The organism is Nocardia sp. NPDC023733 (assembly GCF_040639775.1).
GTDB classification, from domain to species: Bacteria; Actinomycetota; Actinomycetes; order Mycobacteriales; family Mycobacteriaceae; genus Nocardia; species Nocardia rosealba.
This window is the reverse complement of record NZ_JBFAAN010000001.1, coordinates 1166960-1187240: the sequence shown is the minus strand read 5'-3', so window position 1 is coordinate 1187240 and position 20281 is coordinate 1166960. Positions and strand designations below refer to the sequence as shown.

The window sequence follows — 20281 nt, the reverse complement described above, 5'->3', positions numbered from 1 at the left end:
TCTCCTCACATCCGCGTCGCGACGCCGCGCGCCCACCGGTAGTCGGCCTTGCCGGTGGGTGAGCGCAGGATTTCGCGACAGCGCAGGATGGCTTTGGGCAGTTTGTAGCGGGCGATGTGCTTGGCGCATTCGTCGAGCAGTTCGGCATCGGTGACGGTCTCGTCGTCCACCTGGACGAGGGCGACGACCTCGCTCCCCCACCGCTGCGACGGTCTGCCGACCACGACCACGTCGAGGACGCTCGCGTGGGCGGCCACGGCGCGCTCGACCTCTTCGACGAAGATCTTCTCGCCGCCGGAATTGATCGTCAGGTTGTCGCGGCCGAGCAGTTCGATCCGGCCCTCGCCCAGCACCTTCGCGCGATCACCCGCGATCGACCAGCGCACACCGTCGACGACCGGGAAGGTGCGCCGGGTCTTCTCCTCGTCACCCAGATAGCCCAGCGGGATGCGGCCCTTACGTGCCAGCCAGCCCGAGGCGCCCGGTTCGTCGAGCAGCCGGGTGAGGTCCTCGTCGATCACGGCGGTGTCGGTATCGGCGGGGACGAAGCTGCCCGCCGTGGTTCGGGCGTCGGCGTCGTAGACCTGGGTCATCTGGATGCCGGACTCCGAGGAGCCCACCGAGTCGACGACGAGTACGGGTTTGCCGAAGGCCGCGATCAATCGCTGTCGCACGGCCGGGGTGAGCGGGGCGCCTGCGTTGTGCACGGCCGCCAGCGACGGCAGATCGTAGTGGCGCCGCTCGAGCTCGGCGACGATCGGTCGCGCCATGGCGTCACCGACCAGTGGCAGGGCGATCACGCTCTCACGGGCCACGGCCTCGAGTACCGAGGTAGCGTCGAAGCGGTCGACCACGGTGGGCAGCACGAGGGTTCCGCCGTTGGTGACGCATTGGAACAGCAACCACTGGGCGGCGCCGTGCATGAACGGCGCGGCGACGACCAAGCGGTAGGCGCCGCCGGTGACCGTGGCCGAATCGGCCAGTTCCGCATAGGAACTCAGTTGCACGCCGGTGCCGAAGCGGGTGCCGCCCATGGCGGCGAGGTAGATGTCGTCCTGACGCCACAGCACACCCTTGGGCATCCCGGTGGTGCCGCCGGTGTAGAGCAGGTACAGATCGTCGCCGTCGGGTTCCGGCAGCTCGCCCTCGGCGGTGGCGACGGCGGTCTCGTAGTCGATCGAGCCCGGCAACAAATCGTTGCCGCTGCCGTCGGCGACCTGGATCAGGAGTGGCGGGTCGGTCAGCGTGGGCAGTACCGCGGCCACGCGTGGGGCGAATTCGGCGTGGTACACCAGCACCCGCGCCCGGGCGTCGTGGAGCAGGTACAGCAATTCCTCTTCGACGTAGCGGTAGTTGATATTGAACGGCACCGCGCGCGCTCGGTAGGCACCGATCAAGATCTCCGGGTACTCGGTGCCGTTGCGCAAATAGACGCCCAAATGGTCCTGCCCGGACAAATGCCGGGCGGTCCGCTCGACCTCGGCGCCGATCCCCCGCGCGGCCAGGAATCGAGCGAATCCCGTTACCCGGCGGTCGGTTTCGGCATAGGAGATCCGGCGGTCACCGTGCACGAGGAATTCGCGCTCCGGAATGGCCGCGACCACGGTCGCGAATACGTTCGACAAACTGAAACCAACCATGCAGTGCCTCGCAACTCGATGCCGGTTCGCTATTTCTGAATTTCTGTCCGGACAGGTGTCCATGATACGGAGAATCCCGCTCGTTCGGGGTGATTCGCGATTACGACCTTCCGCCGAAGGTGGGTGTAGTACCGTCCAGACTGGTGTCCAGGCAATTGAACGGGCATTCGAACACCAAGGGGGTGTGCATTGTTCGGGCGGACCACATCGCGAGCCGGGCACGGCCATTCCACCGACGCCGAGCCACCCGCGCAGCCACGCACAGCGGGCGCGGTGCTGCGCCGCAACTTCGCCGACACGGTGCTGTCGGCGCTGACCACCTTCGGCCGCGCCCTGCGCATGGGCACCTCGGCCGTTCGGATCGGTGCGAACGATGCCGTGCGCCTGCGGTTTCCGGTGCACGAGGCCTTGGAACAGGCCTGGTTCCTGGTGAAGGTGACCGCGATTCCGGCCGTGCTGATGGCCGTGCCGTTCGGGGTGATCCTGTCCACCCAGGTCGGCAATATCGTCTCCCAACTCGGCGCCGACTCGATGATCGGCGCCGCGGGCGGGTTGGGGGTGATCAAACAGGGCGCGCCGATGGCCGCGGGCATTCTGCTCGGTGGGGCGGGCGCCGCCGCGATCGCCGCCGACCTCGGTGCGCGCACCGTGCGCGAGGAGGTCGACGCCATGCGCGTGATGGGCGTGGATCCGGTACAGCGCCTGGTCGTTCCGCGCATCGCCGCCATGATGCTGATCGCGCCGCTGCTCGACGTGCTCATCATCGTCGTCGGGATCGCCGCCGGATACGGCGTAGCGGTCACGGCCCTCGACGTGACGCCGGGCAGTTACTGGGACTCCTTCGGCGCGTTCACCACCTCGCTCGATGTGTGGGTGTCGCTGGTGAAGTCGCTGATGTTCGGGTTCCTCGTGGTGGTGATCGCCTGTCAGCGCGGGCTGGAGGCACGGGGTGGACCACGCGGGGTGGCCGACGGTGTCAACGCCGCGGTGGTGATGTCGGTCGCGGCGATCACTGTGCTCAATACCGTTGTCACCCAGGTGGTCACGGTCTTCGTTCCACTGCGGGCGGCCTGATGACCGCGAGCCCGTATCTGCCGTTCGGAGTGCGCTGGATCGGCCGGCTGCGGCGCCGCATCGGGCCGGTGCGCCCCGTGGAGTCGCTCGGGTTCGTGATCGGGTTCTGCTGGCAGGTGCTGTCGTCGGTGCCGTACACCCTCGCGCACTACCGGCGCCAGACACTCACCGCGATCACCGATATGACCTGGGGGCGTGGTTCGGTGATCGTCGGCGGCGGGGTGGTGCCGCTGATGTTGCTGATGGGTGCGGCGATGGGTGCCTCCATCGGCATCGAGGCCCATCACGCCCTCGACGCGCTGGCACTCGGTCAGCTCAGCGGGCTCATCTCCGCGTTCGGGGTGACGCGGGAGCTGGCACCGATCGCGGCCGGGGTGGGTTTCGCCGCGCAGGCGGGCTGCCGGATGACGGCGGAGATCGGGTCGATGCGGATCTCGGAGGAGATCGACGCGCTCGAATCGATGGGAATCCGGTCGGTGCCGTTCGTGGTGACCACCCGGGTGGTGGCCGGGATCGTCGCGGTGGCACCGGCTTTCGTGGTGGCGTTGATCCTGAGCTATCTGTCGTGTCAGCTGATCGTGACATCGATCCACGATGTGCCGACCGGCACCTACGACCACTACTTCGACCAGTTCGTCCTCGGCTGGGATGTGTTCGCCGCGACCGTGAAGGTGGTGGTGTTCGCCGTCGCGGTGGTCCTGATACATTGCTACCAGGGTTATTTCGCGGTCGGCGGGCCCGAAGGTGTCGGTATCGGTTCGGGGCGGGCCATCCGCGCCAGCCTGGTGGCGATCATCGCGCTCGACATGGTGGCCACCGTCGTCCTGTGGGGCTGGCGCTCCCCGATCACGTTCACGGGGTGACGCGCATGCCTCCGTACGCACTTCCCGGGACCGAGGTGGGGCCGTTGCGTGCCCGCGTCCTCGGTGTCTGCGCGATCCTGGTCGCGCTGGCGAGCGTGTCGGCCTGGCAGGTGTGGCCGGAATCTCTTGCGCCCGAGCAGATCCGGGTGACGTTGCAGACCGAGCGGGTCGGTGCGGGCATCGCCCCCGGCACCGATGTCCGTCTCGACGGGGTGCGGGTCGGCACGGTCGAGGCCATCACGCCGGCCGGGCGGGGGCGCGAACACCTCACCCTGGTGCTCGACCGGCCGCAGTTGTTCGGGCTCACCGACACCGTCGATGTCGAGTTCGCGCCCGGCAATCTGTTCGGCATCAGCGCACTGAATCTCGTCGCGCGGCCCGGTGGCACCGAGCTCGGGAACGGTGCCTCGGTCGACCTCGACGACGGACGCGTCCGCGACGCCACACTGGCGGCGCTGCTGCGCTCGACCGGCGGACTCGTCGAGCAGGTACTCACCCCGAAACTGGCCGAGCTGCTGCACACCATCGCGGGCGACCTGCGTGCGTTCACCCCGCTGCTGGAGGCACTCGGCGCCACTCTGCGCGCCTACGCCGACACCCGCGAACTACCGCCGTCGGAGCTGGCGAGCTCCTTCGGTTCGGTGCTGGCAGGTATGCCGCCGATGCTGACCGGCGCCGTCGACGTGCTCGAAGCCGCCTACACCAACGAGTACCTGCGCTCACCGGCGAACATCGCGCGGTTCGGGCAGTTCTGGGGCGATATGCAATACCAGCTCCTGCCTGCCGTCACCGCGCTGATGACCACCGCGCGAACACATTTCGGCGACATGATGCCGATGGCCACGCTGCTGCTCGACGAGGTGACCGCGACCATGGGTCCACCGGGACGATCGGCGGATCAGCTCGCCACGCTGCTCGAACGCCTCGGCGCCGCGTTCCGGGATACCCCCGACGGCCCTGTGCTTCGGGTTTCGATCGAACTCGACACCGTGCCCGGGCTGGCCGGGCCGCTGGCCGCCCTGCTGCCGAACGGAGGCCGCTGATGAGAACTCGCGGGCTCGCCGTGCGGGTGGCGATCGCACTGACGCTCACCGCCGTCGCGCTGGCCGGGATCTTCCGGTTGATCGAGCGACCGGTGCGCGGCGACACCGAGTCCTTCACCGCGCTGTTCACCGATGCCAACGGATTGCGCACGGGCGACGATGTGCGGTTGCACGGTGTGACGGTCGGCAAGGTGTCGGGGATCGAGCTCGACGGCGCCCTGGCTCGCGTCCGGTTCACCGTGCTGCGTGCGCACCCGGTCGACACCGCCGCCACGATCGCCGTCCGGTACCAGAACCTCACCGGCTTCCGCTATCTCGAGCTCGTCGCGCCGCAGCGGCCGAGCACACCGCGCGCGCCCGAGCAGGTGTTCGGGACCGCCGAAACCGTTCCCTCGTTCGACATCACCACGCTGTTCAAGGGTTTGCAGCCGGTGCTCGCGCAGCTGTCCACCGAGGAGATCAACCGGTTCACCACCAGTCTGCTCGCTGTGATCCAGGGTGACGGCGCCGGTCTGGGTCCCGCGCTCGATGCGGTCGACACCCTCAGCCGCTACGCCTCCGACCGGCAGGTCGTGCTGTCGACGCTGGTGCGCAATCTGGCCGTGATCGCGGAGCGCCTGGGCGGTAAGTCGGCGCAGGCGGTGCGGATGCTGACCAACCTCACGGGCTTGTTCACCGCCATCGCAGAGAAGCTGCCGGGTCTGGTCGATTTCTCCGTCGCCATTCCCCCGGTGCTGCAACCGATCCGGTCGATGCTGACCGCGGCGGGCATCACCGGTGACGAGGGCAGCGATCTGGACCTGGTGTTGCGCAATGCTTTTCCCGACCCACAGGTGGCGGCGGAGGTCTTCGCCGGGCTGCCCGGACTGATCCAGACCATTGCGGCCACCGTGCCCGCGAACGGGCGGGTAGGCACGTGCACTCATGGGGTCGCGGAGGCGCCGGAGCCGTTGCGCGTGCTGTTCGACGGGCAGGGGGTGACGCTGTGCCGCACCCGATGACACGACTGCGGGCCTTGTTCGGCCGGCCCACCGACGGGAGGGCCGGTGACCTGCGCTGGGGGCTGGCCGGGGTGTGCGGTGCCGTGCTGCTCATGATCGCGCTGGGTGTGGTCGCGGTGGTCGGGACGGATGCCGAGCGGGTGTACCACGCCGAACTGGCCGACGCGGGGGCCCTGCGTGCGGGCGACGATGTGCGGATCGCGGGGATCGGTGTCGGCCGGGTACGGACCCTGGACCTGCTGGCGGATCGGGTGCGGATGACGTTCACCGTGCGCGAGGACGTCGCCGTCGGCGATCAGACGATCCTGGAGATCCGCATGCTGACGGTGGTCGGCGGCTACTACGTCGCCCTGCGACCGGCGGGCACCACTGCGCTCGGTTCGGCCGTGATCCCCCGGGAGCGAGTGATCCTGCCCTACAACCTCACCGAGGTCTTCCAGGACGCGGTGCGACCCGTGCGCGAGATCGACGGCGCGGTGCTGCGACAGAACCTGGCCGCCCTGTCCACCTCGTTCGACGACAGTCCCGACGCTTTCCGCGCGGCGCTGCGGGCAGCCGGTGACCTCGTGGCAGTGCTGAACACCCAGAACGCCGACATCTCCCGCGCGCTCGCCTTCGCCGACGAGTACCTCACCGCGCTGAACGGGAGTTCGCAGGTGCTCGCCCAATTGGTGCGCAACCTGCACACCCTGGAAACGCTGGTGCAGACCAACAAGGCCATCGTGAGCCAGGCTCTGGGCGACCTGTCCGATGTGCTGCGCAAGGCGTCCCCGCTCGGCCGGGCCTGGGACCGCGACCTGCGGGCCCGTGCGCAACCGCTCGCCGACGCCGTCGCGGGTCTGGAAAACCTCGGCACGCACCTGGGTTCGCTCTTCGAAGCACTGGTGGCGCTGGAACAGCGATTGACGCCGCTGCTCGCCGGTGGCGACGGGGTGAGCGTCGACCATTCGGCGGTGACGATCGTGCCGGAGCGTATCTGTGTGCCGGTGCCGGGAGGTGGGTGCTGATGGTGACCCGCCTGCTCGGTTCGCGCGGGTTCATGTCCACGGCGGTGGTGCTTGTCGTCGTCCTCGCGGGCGCGGCGGCACTACAGCTGTCACGACCCGCGCCGCCGGTGCGCACCTATTGCGCGGACATGCCCGACAGCATCGGGCTCTACCGGGGCAGCTCCGTCACCGTGCTCGGCATCCCGGTCGGTGAGGTCACCGGCATCGAGCCACACGGCGCCTCGGCGCGGGTGCGGTTCACGGTGCGCGCCGATCGCCGGCTGCCCCTGGATGTGGGCGCGGTGACCGTGAGCGACACCCTGGTGGCCGATCGCCATCTCGCTCTCGTCGGCGACGAACCGGCTACCGGCGGCTGGGAGCCGGGCACGTGCATCACCAGAACACTGACACCGCTGAGTCTTTCGGAAACTTTCGACGCGCTCGCCGGGCTGGCCGACGAACTGAACGCCGCCGACGATCCCGCGCAGCGCACCGCTCTCGGCTCGGGGTTGTCGGCGCTCGATCGTGCGACCGCGGGCACCGGTGACGACATCAACGCGGTCCTGCACCAGCTCGGCCGGGCACTGGCCGCCCCCGATGCCGCGATCGGGCATCTCGGCAGTCTCATCGATGCCCTCACCGAGCTGGTACGACACGCACGCAACGGGTGGGACACGGTGCGGGCGATGACGATCGAACTGCCGCGGACGTTCAACGACATCGTCACCATCGCCTTTCCGCCGATCATCGACATCGTCACGTACCTGATCCAGGTGCTGCCCCAGCTCAACGACGTGATGATGATGATCGGCACGCCGGCGGTCCGTGCGCTCGACAAGATCGCCGACCTACCCGCACTGCTGACGGCGGGATTCGGCTCGGTTGCCGAGGTCATCCGGCTCACCCCCGCTCTCGCCTCGGGCTTCGCCGCGAGTATCGATCCGGACAGCGGACGCCCCACCATCGGATACGCGCCCCCGAAGCTGGCTGTGCCCCAAGCGGACTCACCACACGTCTGTGCGGCGATCCAGGCGGTGACCGGGCAACCGTGTGCTCTCGCGCCGGATGGCACGGTCACCCTGCCGACGCTTCCGGCCCTGCTCGCGGCGGTGAGTGCGCGATGATGTCGACGACGTGCCGGGTGCGGAACCAGCTTCCACTCAGGAGGCGTGGTCGGCTCCGACATCTGCTCCTGATCGTCGTAACCTGCACCCTGCTCGGATGCGGAACGGCTCTGCCGGGCACCGGCGAACCCACCTATCGGCTGCGCATCGAATTCGCCAGTGTCCTCAATCTGCCGCAGGGCGCGAAGGTGATCGCCGACGGTGTGCGCGTGGGCAAGCTCTCTTCGGTCACCCTCAGCGAGAAGGGCTATGCCACAGCGGAAGTCGACATCGACGACGCGGTTCGGCTGCCGGTGGGCACCACGGCCGAGCTACGCCAGAACACCCCGCTTGGCGACGTGCACATCGCGCTCTCCGAACCGCGCGAACCCACCACCGGCACACTGGGCCCGGGCGCGACGATCCCGCTGGCCGACACCGCCCGCGCCCCGGCCATCGAGGACATTCTCGCCACCCTGTCGGTGTTCATCGGCACCGGCGCGGTCACCGATCTGCAGGACATCGTCACCACGATGAACGGGGTGCTGCCCGCCGATCCGCGCGACACCGCCCGCCTCTCCGAAACCCTCGGGACAGACCTGTCGGACCTGGCCGACCACCTCGACTCGGTCGACGCGGTCCTCGACGGTCTCGGTGCCACCCTCGACGACGGCGTCCTCGACAACGCCCCGGTGCTGGCCGAGCTGCTCACGCCCTACGGCGTCACCCAGACCACCGATGCGATCAACGCCCAGATCGGCGTCATCTTCGTCCTCACCGCGCTCGGCCCGGTCGCGCCGAGCGCCGCCTGGCTCGGGCCGCTGCTCGGTTCGCTCGACGCCACGACCGCCGCGGTGGTGCCGATGCTGTTCGGCAGCAGGCCACTCGACACTTCGTCACCGTCGAACCTGAAGACGCTGGTCGACCTGATCCACACCAAGGTGCTGCCCTTCGCCCAACGCGGGCCGAAGGTCGACGTGGTCGAGATCGGGGTCACGGGGGCGATGGGTACCGACGAGCAGACCGCGCGGATCGTCGATCTGCTGCGGATGATCGGAGCCGTTCGATGAATACCCGTGCCGCACTGTCGCTGTCGGCCATCACGGCCGTGCTGGTCCTCGGCGTCGCGTACATGACGTTCGGGGTACTGAACATCGACCCGCGCCGCGACTACCTCGCCGTCGAGCTGGAACTGAGCACCTCGGGTGGGCTCGGTCCCGGCGCGCCGGTGCTGCTGAACGGGATCGCGGTGGGCCGGACCGAGTCGGTGCGCAAGCAGGCGAGCGGGGTGCTCGTCGCCTTGCGGATCGACGAGCGGTACCCGATTCCCGTGTCGAGCCGCGTCCGCGTGGAACAGCTCTCGGCACTCGGCGAGCCCTACATCGGTTTCGACCCCATCGACGACGCCGGGCCGTATCTCACCGACGGACAACACATTCCGGCGCACCGGGTGCCCGCGCCGATGACCATCACCACCCTGTCCACCCGGCTGATCGACCTGCTCGATCAGATCCGCCCCGAGGTGATGGCAGGCCTGGTCGACACCTTCGACCGCGCCCTCGCCGACACCGAGGCGACCATGCAGACCCTGCGCCGCTCCACCACGTTGCTGGCGGCGACGCTGCTCAGCCGCACCGATCGGCTGCGTCAGCTGTTCGCCGACCTGCAATTCCTCGGCGCCGACATCGACTGGATGGGGCCGTCACTCGGCACAGCGGGCCCGCTGTTCGGCGAGTTCGGCATCACCCTCAGTGCCATCGTGCAGTCCGGGTCGGCGCTGGTCGACAGCCGCCCGGTCGCCGACTACTTCTCCGGCAGCGGGGTGCTGGTGTTCGTACGCGAACTCGAGGCCCTGCTCACGAAGATCGGGCCGAGCGCCGCGGCCTTGGGCCCGATGCTGCAACCGGTGGTGCGCGAGGCGGTGGCCACCGCACCCGATCTCGACCTCGGCGCCCTGCTCGACCAGGCCCTGCACGGCCTCGGCGACGACACGGTGCATCTGCGCATCGGCATCAAATAGGCACGAAAGGACCGGCACCCCATGACCGTTGACCTCGAGAACCGCCAGAACACCCCGGCCACCGGCGAACCCCGGCCACGTACCGTGTCGATCCGGCTGTCGAGCGTGCTCACCGGGTGCGCCGTCGCAGTGCTCGTGGTCGCGACCGCCACCTTCGGGATGCTGTATCTGTCCGCGCGCACCACCATCGCCGACCACGACCGGCGCACCGCCGAGGATCGCCGGGTCGAACAGGTCGCCCTCGACTACGCACTCGGGGCATCGACCATCGACTACCGCGACGCCAAGGCGTGGCTGGCCCGGCTCAAAACCGGGACCACACCGCAGCTTTCGGGCAAGTTCGACGCGACAGCACCGCAACTCGAGCAGATCCTGCTGCCGCTGCAGTGGACCTCGACGGCGACACCCTTGTCGGCGGGCGTCGTGTCCGAATCCGGCGGGGTGTACAAGGTGAACGCCTATCTCACCGTCAACTCCACCAGCGTGCAGAATCCCACCGGCACCCTCACCACCGTGGCCTATTCGCTCACGGTCGACCGCAACGCGGACTGGCGGATCGCCGATGTCGGTGGGCTGCAGAACGCCCTGCCGCTGAAGTGACCTACCTCGCCCGCACCGACATCGGCAGCGTGGCGAAGCCGCGCACACTCACCGAGTGCACCCGTTCGGCGGCGACGGTGTCGATCTCGTAGCCGCGGATGGAGGCGGCGATCTGCCCGAGGCCGATATTGGCTTCCATCCGCGCCAGGTGCGCACCGAGGCAGAAGTGCACGCCGAGACCGAAGCTCAGCAGGGTCTGGGAGCTGTCGCGGCCGATACGGTACTCGGCGGCGTCGTCGAAGACGTCCTCGTCGCGGTTGGCGGAGCCGAGCAGCAACAGCACCCGCTCCCCCGCCGCGATGGTGTGTTCACCGAATTCGACATCCGCGAGGACACGGCGCACCAGGATCTGGGTCGAATTGTCGTAGCGCAGCGTCTCTTCGGTCCAGTCCGGCACGAGCGACGGGTCGGCCAGTGGTTTGGCGACCTCGTCGGGGAAGCGTGAACCCCAGTACATGGCGTTGCCGAGCAGTTTGGTCGTCGTCTCGTTGCCCGCGACGACCATCAGGATCAGGAAGCCGATGATCTCGGCGTCGGACAGGCGGGTGGTGCCCGCGTCGCCGTCGGTGATCTCGGCGTCCATCAGAACCGACACCAGATCTTCACCGGGGTTCTTACGGCGCCCTTCGAGCAGGTCGCGGTAGTAACCGGTGAGTTCGAGATAGGCCATGATCGCGCCCTGCGGCACGTCGAGCACGCCTTCCTCACGATGCAGCAGCAGATCCGACTGGATGCGCAGATGGGCGCGGTCCGATTCGGGGACGCCGAGCATCTCCGAGACCACGTCCATCGGCAGCAGCCCGGCGAAGTCGCGGATGTAGTCGAACTCGCCCAGTTGCAGGCACCGATCCCAGTGGCTGCGGGTGAGTTCGGCGATCCGTTCGCTCAGGTCGGCGAGCCTGCGCGGGGTGAAACCCTTGGAAACCAGTTTGCGGATGCGCGCGTGCTTGGGGTCGTCCATCGCCAGGAACGACATGGACCGGTGCGCTTCGGGACCGTAGGCGGTGGGGTCGAGCGAGACACCCCAGCTGTTGGACAGGCGGGCGCTGTCGCGCAGCGCCGCCCGCACATCGCGGTGCCGCGACAGCGCCCAGAAGTCCATCGACGCGTTGCGGTACACCGGTGCCTCCGCCCGCAGCCGGGCGTAGGTGGGGTACGGGTCCTCGTGGAAGGCGTAGTCGTACGGGTCGAACGGGATCGAGGTCTCCATGTCAACGGTCACTGCGCACTCCAGTTGAATCTACGACGGTCAACGGCAACGGGATTCCACGATCGGCGAAGGTGAAGGCGGCACCGGTGCTGATCCTGGTCAGCGCGACCTCCACCGCCTCGGGGGCCGGGTCCTCGGCACGCACGACATCGACGACGAGTTCGGTGTCGGTCACCTTCGAGGTGTGGCAGGTGTAGCGCGGGTCCACCCCGCGCACCAGCGCGTCGAGCGGTGCGAGATGGTCCGGGTCGAGCAGAGCGGGCCACACACCGTCGGTGATCGCACCGCACCCACGCTCGAGCACGAGAGTGACTCCCGCGCCGGCAGTTTCGACCCTCGCGCCCACGTACTGCCGTGGATTGAGCGCCGGATGCAGATCGAGCACCCGCGCCAGCGACTCCGGGTCACCGCCAAGACCCATGGCCGATCTGATCCGTTCCGCGGCCACACCGGCCACACCGGCGAACTGCTTGCGGCCGATCTCGGCGGCACGCTCGGCGTCGACCCGTTCGCGGATCGCGATGAGGAAACCGGCGACCAGCAGGTGCTGTTGCAGCGCGACCTCCTCGGCGATGCGAATCAGCGCCGACCGCGAGAAGTCGGCGAACCGCAGATCGCTCAGCAACGGGCCACGGTAGTCGGCGGTGCCGTCGTCGGCCGGGTCGATCGGTGACAACGCCACCGTCGCCGCGACCGACCCGGCCACCAGCCCCGCATTGCGCGGGATCGGTGGCGGTTCGTTGGCCGGGTCGATACTCACCCGCCAGGCGCACACCGGCTTGCGGTCCGCGGGCGCACGCGGTGGGCGGTGGATCGGGCGGACCTGGGCGTGCGGGTTGGTGGCCAGGGCGGTCGCGTCGAAGGTCGGGTCCTCGATGTCGTGACACATCGCCCGCACGAACTGGTCGCCGAGCGGTTCCACATCGGCCAGCGCGCCACAGTGGTCGAGCCAGAACTCGCCGTGATCGTGATCGTCGACGCGGAAGCGGAAGTCGAGAAACTGTGGCGGCGCACCGATATCGAGCTGCAGGCCTTTGAAGATCGTCTCGACGCTGTCACCGGCGAAGCCGAGCGCGGCCTGCATTCGCCGGGTGTACACGGGACTGGCGACCTGCCACTCGTCGATGGCGACCTCGGTCATGCCCTCGCGACCGAACGCGCCGATCGTGTGCGGCATACCCGACCGGTCGATCAGGTGACCGCACAGCAGCAGTTCCGGGACGAGCGTGGCCAGTTGCGCGCGCGACAGCCCGGCGTAGGACCGTCGCGAATCCGGTGTCACCACAGCGGAACCGGCGCTTTCCCGATCGGGTACCACCCCGGCAGCGGCTGCTCGGTCGTCGCCTTCTTGATGCGGGTGAGCATGCCGGGGGTCATCGCCTTGTTCGTCATCATCTCCATGAACAGGGCGCCGACGTTGCCGTAGTCGAAGAAGTCGCGCTGCCAGGACCATTGGAAGTCGCCGCCGTAACGGAACCAGCTGCCACCGATGCCCTGCACCTGATAGTTGCTGCCGTCCGGGCGGGTCGCGCTCGAGGTCTGCTTCCAGAAGCCGACCACGTCACCGGTCTTCTCGTCGATCACCACGTGCTGGTAGGGATAGGTCCAGCCGTCCAGGCCGTCCATCTCCTGGCCGACCGCGATCTCGCGGATCTCCTCGCGACCCACCGCCATGAACTCGTGGTTCGGTCCGTAGTTCCAGCCGTAGGTGGCGTCCTCGGTGTACATGTCGGCCAGCGGCCGCCAGTCGCCTTCGGCCTCACAGCGCTTGTTCGCGTCCAGCCAGCGCTGGACCATCTCTTCCAGTTCGCCGCGCGAAAAACCGGTCATGTCATTCTCCTTCGTCGTCGGCCGCGCTGTCGTCGACGATCGACAGCGCCCGCGTGGGGCAGTAGGTCACCGCGTCGGCGACGGCCGCGTGCTGCGCGCTCGACGGCCGTTCGACGAGGATTTCGACCTTCCCGCGTTTGGGCACCGTGAACACCTCCGGCGCTTCCTCCTGGCACGCGGCGTGCCCCTGACACAGATCCAGATCAACGACGATGCGTCTGCTCATCTCGTCGCCCGCCTTCCCCTGTCGCCCAGGTGTTCTCAGCTTCGAGACACCGAGCTGGACACCTGTCTGGACAGTATCATCGACGCGCGCGGACAGCAATGGTCCATCGGTGTGTGTGAAGGGGTGCGGAAGGTGGAGTTACGACTCGTCGGCCGCGGTGCCGGGCGAGTAGGGCGAACCGAAACCGGAGTTCCAGGCGAAATCACCGCTGTCGGCGGTGGTCACCCGGAGCGCGGCGGCGGCCAGCGGCGTGTTGTCTCCGGTGAGCCGGGTGATGGCGCGCTCGAGGGCGGGCACGATGTCGGTGATGTCGAGATCGCCGTGCGCGAAGCGGGCGAGCAAGGCGAAGACCATGTTCGACAGGACGAGCGCGAGATCGGCGGCGTAGTCCTTGTCGAGGGTGGCGAACATCGGGGCGACCACGGGCAGGATGGCGGCGAAGCCCTGGTTGTCGAGGCGCTGGCCGCCGGGACCCGACCTGGCGTGATGGTAGGCGGCCAGCATCCGTGGATGACGCTCCCACGGTTCGAATACGTAGCGGATCACCCGGATGAGCACTTCGGCGAGCGACTCCCCCGGGCGCGGCGGCTCGAGTTCGGTGTAGGTGTTGGTGGCCATCCATTGCGCGACGGCGGCGAGGACGAGCTCGTCGCGAGTGGCGTAGAGCTTGTAGACGGTGCTCAGCGACGCGTGGGCGAGCCGGGCGACGGTGCGCAACTGCACCGCCTCGTACCCTTCGGTCTCGAGCAGCGTGAGGGTCACCTCGGTGATCCTGCGCGCCGGATCGCCTTCGCCCCTTCGTGCCACCCGGACAGGGTAGTGCACGGAGCTCAGATGCGAGTCCCGATGTCTTCGACGACCACGGTGTCCATGGCCCGTTCGGCCACGGCGGCGATGGTCATGGACGGATTACACGCGGCGGCGCTGCCCGGCAGCAGTGCGCCGTCGAGAACATAGAGCCCCGGCTGGCCGTGTACGCGGCCGTTCAGGTCGCACACCGCACCCATATTGGCCCCGCCGAGCGGATGCCAGGTGGAGGGGAACAGGGTGTTGGTGTCGAGCAGTGTGGCGCCCGTGCCCGCGATGCGCGCGACCGTCGGTCCGATGTGGTTGTCCTGAATGGTCCGGTCGCCGTCGGCGGGCCAGCGCAGTACGGCCTCGTCGCGTGCGGCATCGTAGGTGAAGGCGCCACGGCTGTCGCTCACGCCGTAGCCGACGAGCATCGTGCTGCCCGCATCGAAGGACACGGGCGGGATGGACGCCTGGATCACCGTGTGCGCGGTGTGCGGGTCGTCCCAGTTCTTGCTGCCGTAGACCACCGGACCACCCTGTGCCGCACCGAAATTCGCGGCCGGATCGCGCCAGACGTAGATGCGGTCGGCGTTGGTTCCCCAGCCTCGGCCGAGGTCGTCGGGCAGGCCCGGGATCAGTCCCTTGGCGCCGGCACGGACCAGCAGACGGGTGGTGTTGAGGCTGCCCGCGGCCATGATGAGCGCGCCGGTGGAAAGGATCTTGTGCTCGACGACGGCGCCCGTGGTGTCGAGCCGTCGCACGTGCACGATCCAGCGGCCGTCGGCCGCGCGCTCGACGTCGGTGACCTCGTGCAGCGTTTCCACCCGGCAGTTGCCGGTGGCCTCGGCGGCGGCGATATAGGTGACGTCGACGGAATGCTTACCGCCGTTGTTGACTCCCATCGCGCCGTCGCCGTTGGTGTAGGAGGCCTTCATCTCCCCCCGCAGTTCGGCGAGGGCGAAGCTCCAGTCGATGGGCATCGGGATCTTCGACAGCGGCAGCCCGGCCTGGCGCACCCGTTCGGCGAAAATCCGCGCGACACGGTAGTTCTCGGTGTTCACCAACTCGTCGGGTGCCTCGGCGAGGCCGAGCATCGCCGCCACCCTCGGGTAGTGGACCCGGTTCATCCGCGCCCAATCCAGCTCCGGCGGGAAGTGCGCCTCGAACACGTCCTGGGCGGGCTGCAGCGACATGCCCTGATAGACCAGCGAACCGCCGCCGACACCGGCGGCACACAGGGCGGTCATGTTCTCACCGGGCACTGCCTCGACCAACCCGGCATAGGGCTCGACGAGCAGGGGGCGCCCGAACAGGTTCGGGCTCGATCGGCACCACAGCATCCGCTTGTCCGGCGCGGACGCGCGCGGGAAGGTTTCGGCGTTCGGGCCGGTCGGCCAGCGTAGCCCGCGTTCGAGCACGGTGACCGGCACGCCCGCCTGCGCCAGCCGCAGAGCGCTGACACCGCCACCGAATCCGGAGCCGATGACGACGACCCGATGGTCCTCACGGGTCAGGGGAATGGTGCCGGTGCGCACCGGGATCGGCGCGGCGAGGCCCGGGCGGGCGCCGAGCAGCATGCCGCCCAGCGCCGCCCCGGCCGCGAGCATGCTGCGGCGGGAGAACGTATTCACTGGGATTTCCTCGCAAGAAGTCAGTCGAAGGTGCAGCCGGTGACCGGCTTGTCCGCGAGGCGATCGAGCAGATAGGTGATCGCGTTGTCGGGACCGAAACCGTCGATCATCTCGGGGCCGAAATGGTTCGGGATGGTGGTCCCGGGCAGGATCGGCGGCAGCTCGTTGGTGCGGAAGGTGACCGTTGCGCCCTTGGCGCACCAGGTCTCGGCGAGCGCGCGGGCCTGGCCGTAGGGGACGGTGTCGTCGTTGAGCCCGCTGGTGATGAGCACCGGCGTGGCCGGGGTCATCGAGCCGACCCGCAGTTCTTCCAGAGCCGCTGCGGCTTCGGGCATTTCGGCCAGGTGCTCGGTCAGCGTGCGACCGTCCTTGGTCAGCGTTGTGGTCTTCAGGAACGGGTGTCGGGTGATGAGGTCGGCGATGCACGAGTCGCTCAGGGTGGCGAGCATGTCGCGGCCCGACGGGCTGATGACCCGGTCGATGGCCGCGTTCAGCTCCGGGTAGCGGGCGACCATGCCGTTCACCGCGAAGCCGATGGCACCACTGATCAGGGCGCCGTCGATCTTGGCGAGGATCGCGGACAGGTCGGCGACGGGGCCACCCGCCCAGGTGCCCTTCACCGTGAGTTCCGGTGCGTAGTCCGGCGCCATCTCCGCGGCCGCCGCGGTCGAACCGCCGCCCTGCGAGTAGCCCCACAGCACCACCGGCGTCTCCGGGCCGACACCCGCCAGGCGATGTGCCGCGCGGGCGCCGTCGAGCACCGCGTGGGCGCTCTCGATGCGATTGGCGTAGGTGTGGATGCCCGGTGTGCCGAGGCCGATGTAGTCGGTGACGAGCACGCGCGCGCCGAGCTGGCTCCACACCGCCGAGGACGGCAGTTCCTGGTTCGCCGACAGGCCGAGCGCCGGGTCGGTGTGCACGCTCAGGCCCGTGGAGAACGCCTGCGACATGGCGCACCGGTCGGCCTGGCCCGAGGTGCCGGGCGCGATGACGACGGTCGGGCGGGGGCCCGCACCCAGCCAGGGGCCGGTCGGTTCGATGTAGGTACCAGACACCGCGACGGGGGACCCGTCCTGCAGGCGCGAGGTGTACATGACGTGCTGGGCCGCGCCCGGCCAGCCCTTCTCGGTGGGCGGGGTGGCGAGCAGGGTCATCGGAGCGGTCTTGACGATGGCGCCGGGTTCCTGCGGGATCTGCGCGGGCGGGGTGTAGAACGAGCCGACCGGCTCGGCCGACGAGGCCTCGGTCTGGGCGACCACGACGGTGGCCGCCATCGCACAGGCAACTGCTACTCCCAGGACGACGCGGCCTGTCTTCGGCCGTCGTCGCCCGATACCCTGCTGATCCATCGAGAACCTTTCCTTCCACCGCCCGGCGACGTCGCCGGAGTGATTCACGCCGCAGGTGAAACGAACCATGAGGCCCGTCACACTTGCGCCGCCGGGAAGAGTAACACTGTTACTACCGGAGCGGAAGGTAGGGTTACCGACGAGTTCAGAAGCGGGCGATCACCAGCGCGACGCAGCCGATGAGCGGCGGGACCAACTGGATCAGGGCCGGGCGCGCCTTGCTCGGCGAGGACGCGAGCAACACGACACCCGCCGCGACCATCGAACCGGCTCCCGCGAGCACGAGCGCGAGCCCGATGCCCTTGTCACCGAAGGCGGTGAACCCCATTCCGGTGGCCGCGACGACAGCCAGAAAAAGGTTGTAGAAGCCCTGGTTGAAGGCCATCTCCTTGGTGGACTCGGCCTCAGCGGCCGACATCCCGAAGGTCCGCCGGGTGCTCGCCGCCGTCCACTGCAGCGACTCCATCACGAAGATGTAGGCGTGCAGCAGCACCGCCACCCCGGTGAAGATCAAACCGATCGCGGTCATCGTCGCACCTCTCGCCGCCGTCCGGACCTACCGGGCTTCCGTGGTGATTATTCACCGGCAGCAGCCGCGGATCCCGCGCCGACTCGCGGCGGGGCACGAGAAACAGACCATACAATCAGGCAGCGCTATGTATGGTTGGTGCGTGACCACACCGCCGCGACCGCGTCAGCTCGATCATCCGGTACTGCCCAAGATCTTCCGGATCGTCGGCCGCGCACAGGTGGCGATCTACCGGCGCACCGGCGGACGCATCGGCGGCACTTGGCGCATCGGCGCGGGTTTCCGCAAGCCGGTGCCCACCCTGCTGCTCGAGCATCGCGGCCGTAAGTCGGGCAAGCAGTTCACTGTTCCGCTGCTCTACCTCGTCGACGGCGCCGACATCGTGGTCGTCGCCTCCCAGGGCGGGTTGGCGAATCATCCGCAGTGGTACCGGAACCTATGCGCACACCCGGACACGCACGTGCAGATCGGACGTGAGCGCCGGGCCGTGCGGGCGGTGGTCGCCGATGACGAGCAGCGGGCTCGGCTGTGGCCGGCGCTGGTCGACCTGTACGCCGATTTCGACACCTATCAGGCGTGGACCGAACGCCGGATACCGGTGGTGATCCTGACGCCTCGGCCTGCCTGAGAACTACCTTCCCAGTACGACCGACATCGCCTGGGCCCCTGCGGTTATCGCCTCGACATAGACCATTCGCTCGGCGCGGCCGACGGCCGGGCGCAGCGGGCCGAGCTGCAGTTCGTAGGGTGCGGCGCCACCGGCGAACACCGGGGCCGACAGGTAGCTCACGGGCAGCGGATCGTCGCCGGTGAATTCGATGTCGCGATACGGGCGGGCGGTGAGACGGGCGAGCTGGCGCAGGACGCGGGCGCGCAGGTCGGGTTGCAGGAGTTCCGCGCCGACGGCGCCGAGCAGGTCGGCGAGCACGTCGACCACGCCCGCGTCGTCGGAGTCGGGACGAAAGACCGCGCACCCGTTGGCCCGCACGAACCTCAGTAGTGCCGCGGCCTCGCCAGGAGCGGTCTTCGACCACGCGGCACGCTCGGCCTCTGCGCGCCACGGCATCACGGCCGCGCCCGCCGGGTAGGCCAGCGGAATCGATTGACCCACAGCGAGTCCCGGAACCACACGGGCGTCCGGTGCGTACTCCTTGGCGACGACGGTCAGGGTGGTGCGTTCGATTCTGCTCAGGGTCACCCCGCAGCCCGCTGCGGCCGCGAGCGCCCGCAGTTCGGCCCGCACGGCCGCCTCGGGCAGTTCGGATTCCGCCGGGGACAGCGCCGCCAAGGCCGGGCCGGGGCGGAAGCGGCGTTCCCCGTCCCGGCGCACCCAGCCGACCGCGGCGAGTTCGGTGAGTACGGCGGTGACCGTGGCGCGCGCCAGCGACAGCGCAGTCGCGATCTCCGAGGCCGTGAGCGGCTTGCCCACACTCGCGAGCAACTCCATCACCTCGATGACCCGCCGAGTCGGCGGCGATGCCGACTGCGCCATGACAACCCCTTGTCCGCAGGGTCACCCCGCCCTACACTGCTTCGACTATTCGCCACACATTAGTCGAATATTCGACGCCTGAGGGGCTTTCATGATTCTCGATCACTTCCGGCTCGACGACCGGGTCGCCGTCGTCACCGGAGCAGGACGCGGACTCGGGGCCGCGATCGCCGTCGGATTCGCGGAGGCGGGCGCCGATGTGGTGATCGCGGCGCGGACCGAGTCGGATCTGCGTGCGGTCGCCGAACAGGTGGCGGCCACCGGCCGGCGGGCAGAGATCGTCGTCGCCGACCTCGCCGACCCGGCGGCCGCCGCCGCGCTCGCCGAGGTGGCGGTCGAGCGGTTCGGGCGCCTCGATATCGCCGTCAACAATGTGGGCGGGGCCCTGCCGAAACCGTTGCTCGATACCACTCCCGAGGACCTGGCCGAGGCCTTCGCCTTCAATGTCGGCACCGCGCACGCCCTGGTGCGGGCCGCGGTGCCGAGGATGCTCGCCACGGCCGAGGGCGGCTCGATCATCAACATCACCTCGACCATGGGCCGGTTGCCGGGACGCGCGTTCGCCGCGTACGCGACGGCCAAGGCCGCGCTGGCGCACTACACACGCACCGCCGCGGCCGATCTGAGCCCGCGGGTGCGGGTCAACGCCATCGCACCCGGGTCCATCCTCACCTCGGCGCTGGCGATCGTCGCGGGCAACGAGCAGATGCGCGGCCAGATGGAACAGGCGACGCCGCTGCGGCGCCTCGGAGAGCCCACCGATATCGCGGCGGCAGCGGTGTATCTCGCCTCCCCTGCCGGGTCGTTTCTCACCGGCAAGGTGCTCGAGGTCGACGGCGGGCTCATCGCACCCAATCTGACGATTCCGCTTCCCGATCTGTGAGGACCACAT

General features: G+C 68.9%; 21 protein-coding genes. 11 read left to right on the top strand and 10 right to left on the bottom strand.

The features are described 5' to 3' along the window. Window positions 1–5: 5 nt before the first annotated feature. Entirely contained in the window at window positions 6–1640 is a 1635-nt protein-coding gene (locus AB0F86_RS05430) for an acyl-CoA synthetase (RefSeq protein ID WP_356982174.1), read from the bottom strand. Between the two features lie 189 nt (window positions 1641–1829). Here AB0F86_RS05430 and AB0F86_RS05425 point away from each other — a divergent pair, with 189 nt between their 5' ends. Genes AB0F86_RS05425 through AB0F86_RS05385 form a run of 9 tightly spaced genes read left to right on the top strand, consistent with a single transcriptional unit; the run spans window position 1830 to window position 10330 of the window. Next, a complete protein-coding gene (locus tag AB0F86_RS05425; protein WP_356982172.1) occupies window positions 1830–2714 on the top strand; it encodes an ABC transporter permease in 885 nt (294 codons plus the stop codon). After that, a complete protein-coding gene (locus AB0F86_RS05420; protein WP_356982171.1) occupies window positions 2714–3577 on the top strand; it encodes an ABC transporter permease in 864 nt (287 codons plus the stop codon). Before AB0F86_RS05425 ends, AB0F86_RS05420 begins: the two co-directional genes overlap by 1 nt. Before the next feature lie 5 nt (window positions 3578–3582). Beyond that, a complete protein-coding gene (locus AB0F86_RS05415; protein ID WP_356982169.1) occupies window positions 3583–4620 on the top strand; it encodes an MlaD family protein in 1038 nt (345 codons plus the stop codon). After that, window positions 4620–5621 carry an MlaD family protein gene (locus AB0F86_RS05410; protein ID WP_356982168.1) on the top strand — a complete coding sequence of 334 codons (1002 nt, stop codon included), beginning with the start codon at window positions 4620–4622 and terminating at the stop codon, window positions 5619–5621. The genes AB0F86_RS05415 and AB0F86_RS05410 overlap by 1 nt, the downstream gene beginning before the upstream one ends. Continuing rightward, complete coding sequence (locus AB0F86_RS05405; protein WP_356982166.1) at window positions 5618–6628, top strand: MlaD family protein; 1011 nt, start codon at window positions 5618–5620, stop codon at window positions 6626–6628. The genes AB0F86_RS05410 and AB0F86_RS05405 overlap by 4 nt, the downstream gene beginning before the upstream one ends. After that, window positions 6628–7731 carry an MlaD family protein gene (locus AB0F86_RS05400; RefSeq protein ID WP_356982165.1) on the top strand — a complete coding sequence of 368 codons (1104 nt, stop codon included), beginning with the start codon at window positions 6628–6630 and terminating at the stop codon, window positions 7729–7731. Before AB0F86_RS05405 ends, AB0F86_RS05400 begins: the two co-directional genes overlap by 1 nt. A 17-nt stretch (window positions 7732–7748) precedes the next feature. Further along, complete coding sequence (locus AB0F86_RS05395; protein ID WP_356982163.1) at window positions 7749–8780, top strand: MlaD family protein; 1032 nt, start codon at window positions 7749–7751, stop codon at window positions 8778–8780. Continuing rightward, on the top strand, window positions 8777–9730 hold the full coding sequence (locus tag AB0F86_RS05390; RefSeq protein ID WP_356982162.1) for an MlaD family protein: 954 nt from the start codon (window positions 8777–8779) through the stop codon (window positions 9728–9730). The genes AB0F86_RS05395 and AB0F86_RS05390 overlap by 4 nt, the downstream gene beginning before the upstream one ends. A 21-nt stretch (window positions 9731–9751) precedes the next feature. Then, complete coding sequence (locus AB0F86_RS05385; RefSeq protein WP_356982160.1) at window positions 9752–10330, top strand: hypothetical protein; 579 nt, start codon at window positions 9752–9754, stop codon at window positions 10328–10330. A gap of 1 nt (window position 10331) precedes the next feature. On the opposite strand, the gene AB0F86_RS05380 is transcribed toward AB0F86_RS05385, so the two are convergent. The 8 genes from AB0F86_RS05380 to AB0F86_RS05345 all read right to left on the bottom strand — a co-directional run bounded on the left by AB0F86_RS05380 (window position 10332) and on the right by AB0F86_RS05345 (window position 17897). Further along, the gene (locus AB0F86_RS05380) at window positions 10332–11540 is read right to left on the bottom strand and encodes a cytochrome P450 (RefSeq protein WP_356983734.1); all 1209 of its coding nucleotides are present in this window, start codon (window positions 11538–11540) and stop codon (window positions 10332–10334) included. A 1-nt stretch (window position 11541) separates the two neighbouring features. Beyond that, the gene (locus AB0F86_RS05375) at window positions 11542–12825 is read right to left on the bottom strand and encodes a hypothetical protein (protein WP_356982159.1); all 1284 of its coding nucleotides are present in this window, start codon (window positions 12823–12825) and stop codon (window positions 11542–11544) included. Next, complete coding sequence (locus tag AB0F86_RS05370) at window positions 12819–13370, bottom strand: nuclear transport factor 2 family protein (RefSeq protein WP_181696289.1); 552 nt, start codon at window positions 13368–13370, stop codon at window positions 12819–12821. Before AB0F86_RS05370 ends, AB0F86_RS05375 begins: the two co-directional genes overlap by 7 nt. A gap of 1 nt (window position 13371) precedes the next feature. After that, window positions 13372–13596 carry a ferredoxin gene (locus AB0F86_RS05365; RefSeq protein WP_067487825.1) on the bottom strand — a complete coding sequence of 75 codons (225 nt, stop codon included), beginning with the start codon at window positions 13594–13596 and terminating at the stop codon, window positions 13372–13374. A 138-nt stretch (window positions 13597–13734) separates the two neighbouring features. Next, window positions 13735–14403, bottom strand: coding sequence for a TetR family transcriptional regulator (locus AB0F86_RS05360; RefSeq protein ID WP_181696291.1), 669 nt, complete (start codon window positions 14401–14403; stop codon window positions 13735–13737). A 23-nt stretch (window positions 14404–14426) separates the two neighbouring features. Continuing rightward, complete coding sequence (locus tag AB0F86_RS05355; protein WP_356982156.1) at window positions 14427–16019, bottom strand: GMC oxidoreductase; 1593 nt, start codon at window positions 16017–16019, stop codon at window positions 14427–14429. A 20-nt stretch (window positions 16020–16039) separates the two neighbouring features. Next, complete coding sequence (locus tag AB0F86_RS05350) at window positions 16040–17293, bottom strand: lipase family protein (RefSeq protein ID WP_356982154.1); 1254 nt, start codon at window positions 17291–17293, stop codon at window positions 16040–16042. A gap of 220 nt (window positions 17294–17513) precedes the next feature. Next, complete coding sequence (locus AB0F86_RS05345) at window positions 17514–17897, bottom strand: DUF1304 domain-containing protein (RefSeq protein ID WP_356982152.1); 384 nt, start codon at window positions 17895–17897, stop codon at window positions 17514–17516. Window positions 17898–18039: 142 nt separating this feature from the next. Here AB0F86_RS05345 and AB0F86_RS05340 point away from each other — a divergent pair, with 142 nt between their 5' ends. Further along, complete coding sequence (locus AB0F86_RS05340; RefSeq protein ID WP_225280254.1) at window positions 18040–18525, top strand: nitroreductase family deazaflavin-dependent oxidoreductase; 486 nt, start codon at window positions 18040–18042, stop codon at window positions 18523–18525. 3 nt (window positions 18526–18528) lie between these two features. On the opposite strand, the gene AB0F86_RS05335 is transcribed toward AB0F86_RS05340, so the two are convergent. Beyond that, on the bottom strand, window positions 18529–19389 hold the full coding sequence (locus tag AB0F86_RS05335) for a helix-turn-helix domain-containing protein (protein WP_356982150.1): 861 nt from the start codon (window positions 19387–19389) through the stop codon (window positions 18529–18531). 91 nt (window positions 19390–19480) lie between these two features. Here AB0F86_RS05335 and AB0F86_RS05330 point away from each other — a divergent pair, with 91 nt between their 5' ends. Beyond that, complete coding sequence (locus tag AB0F86_RS05330; RefSeq protein WP_356982148.1) at window positions 19481–20272, top strand: SDR family oxidoreductase; 792 nt, start codon at window positions 19481–19483, stop codon at window positions 20270–20272. The last annotated feature ends 9 nt before the right edge of the window (window positions 20273–20281 follow it).

What these genes read in the sequence shown, in the direction of transcription:
- AB0F86_RS05430 (WP_356982174.1), bottom strand. Translation starts at nt 1,640, where the DNA reads ATGGTTGGTTTCAGTTTGTCGAACGTATTCGCGACCGTGGTCGCGGCC.
- AB0F86_RS05420 (WP_356982171.1), top strand. Translation starts at nt 2,714, where the DNA reads ATGACCGCGAGCCCGTATCTGCCGTTCGGAGTGCGCTGGATCGGCCGG.
- AB0F86_RS05415 (WP_356982169.1), top strand. Translation starts at nt 3,583, where the DNA reads ATGCCTCCGTACGCACTTCCCGGGACCGAGGTGGGGCCGTTGCGTGCC.
- AB0F86_RS05410 (WP_356982168.1), top strand. Translation starts at nt 4,620, where the DNA reads ATGAGAACTCGCGGGCTCGCCGTGCGGGTGGCGATCGCACTGACGCTC.
- AB0F86_RS05405 (WP_356982166.1), top strand. Translation starts at nt 5,618, where the DNA reads ATGACACGACTGCGGGCCTTGTTCGGCCGGCCCACCGACGGGAGGGCC.
- AB0F86_RS05400 (WP_356982165.1), top strand. Translation starts at nt 6,628, where the DNA reads ATGGTGACCCGCCTGCTCGGTTCGCGCGGGTTCATGTCCACGGCGGTG.
- AB0F86_RS05390 (WP_356982162.1), top strand. Translation starts at nt 8,777, where the DNA reads ATGAATACCCGTGCCGCACTGTCGCTGTCGGCCATCACGGCCGTGCTG.
- AB0F86_RS05385 (WP_356982160.1), top strand. Translation starts at nt 9,752, where the DNA reads ATGACCGTTGACCTCGAGAACCGCCAGAACACCCCGGCCACCGGCGAA.
- AB0F86_RS05380 (WP_356983734.1), bottom strand. Translation starts at nt 11,540, where the DNA reads ATGGAGACCTCGATCCCGTTCGACCCGTACGACTACGCCTTCCACGAG.
- AB0F86_RS05370 (WP_181696289.1), bottom strand. Translation starts at nt 13,370, where the DNA reads ATGACCGGTTTTTCGCGCGGCGAACTGGAAGAGATGGTCCAGCGCTGG.
- AB0F86_RS05365 (WP_067487825.1), bottom strand. Translation starts at nt 13,596, where the DNA reads ATGAGCAGACGCATCGTCGTTGATCTGGATCTGTGTCAGGGGCACGCC.
- AB0F86_RS05350 (WP_356982154.1), bottom strand. Translation starts at nt 17,293, where the DNA reads ATGGCGGCCACCGTCGTGGTCGCCCAGACCGAGGCCTCGTCGGCCGAG.
- AB0F86_RS05345 (WP_356982152.1), bottom strand. Translation starts at nt 17,897, where the DNA reads ATGACCGCGATCGGTTTGATCTTCACCGGGGTGGCGGTGCTGCTGCAC.
- AB0F86_RS05335 (WP_356982150.1), bottom strand. Translation starts at nt 19,389, where the DNA reads ATGGCGCAGTCGGCATCGCCGCCGACTCGGCGGGTCATCGAGGTGATG.
- AB0F86_RS05330 (WP_356982148.1), top strand. Translation starts at nt 19,481, where the DNA reads ATGATTCTCGATCACTTCCGGCTCGACGACCGGGTCGCCGTCGTCACC.